Origin of the sequence: Nocardia rhamnosiphila NBRC 108938 (genome assembly GCF_000720425.1) — a bacterium.
GTDB classification, from domain to species: domain Bacteria; phylum Actinomycetota; class Actinomycetes; order Mycobacteriales; family Mycobacteriaceae; genus Nocardia; species Nocardia rhamnosiphila.
In genome coordinates this window covers 1-253 of sequence record NZ_JOAJ01000080.1, presented here as the reverse complement: position 1 = coordinate 253, position 253 = coordinate 1, and the positions used below count along the sequence as shown (strand labels likewise).

The 253-nt window shown below is 67.6% G+C and carries 1 pseudogene; it reads right to left on the bottom strand.

Features of this window, described 5'->3' with window-relative positions:
• A pseudogene (locus IG75_RS37070) lies at positions 1 to 228 on the bottom strand (DoxX family protein); the annotation flags it as partial.
• Between the last annotated feature and the right edge of the window lie 25 nt (positions 229 to 253).

The window sequence follows — 253 nt, the reverse complement described above, 5'->3', positions numbered from 1 at the left end:
GGCGACCTCGACCACCCCGATGAAGATGAGCAGCGCGAACGGGATGGTCAGATTCTCGGGAGCGTTATCGGCCAGCGCGTTCGGCATCACGAGCTTCGGGCCACCGGAGGCGATCACGAAGAACAGGCCGAGCAGGATCTGCAGGGTCCACAGAACCCGGTGACGGATCGTGCCGGGGCGGCCGGCGACGTCGGCGGAAAGGTGGGCGGTGGGGCTGGTGGTGGTCATTTCCGGTCCTTCGGGTCGGTCGCGC